Here is a 336-nt window from a genome sequence, read left to right as displayed (position 1 = left end):
GGCTACGCACCCCTGCTGGCGCTCGCGGCACTCGCCGGGCTCTTCGTCGTGCCGACCTTCTCGATCCTGCGCCAGGTCATCCTGCGCTCGGTGCCGGACTCCCAACGGCGCACCGCACTCTCGCTCGACTCGGCCACGACCGAGCTGTCGTTCATGGTCGGGCCGACCGTGGGGGTCTGGCTCGCCACCGTCTGGCACACCGGCTGGGCGCTCTTCACGTGTGAGCTCGCAGCCGTCGCGGTCGGCGTGGTCCTCTGGCTCTACAACCCGCCGCTGCGGGACGCCCCGGAGGAGCAGCCGCAGCCGGCGCCCGTCGATGACACCGGCGAGGTCGCG

Annotated in this window: 1 protein-coding gene; it reads left to right on the top strand. The window is 72.6% G+C overall.

Annotated features, from left to right (window positions below; translation table 11 throughout):
• On the top strand, positions 1-336 hold a 336-nt coding region (locus N864_RS23175; RefSeq protein WP_034723316.1), incomplete at both ends, for an MFS transporter.

This window comes from Intrasporangium chromatireducens Q5-1, from assembly GCF_000576575.1.
In the GTDB taxonomy this organism is placed as follows: Bacteria; Actinomycetota; Actinomycetes; order Actinomycetales; family Dermatophilaceae; genus Intrasporangium_A; species Intrasporangium_A chromatireducens.
This window is presented reverse-complemented; position numbering and strand designations above follow the sequence as displayed.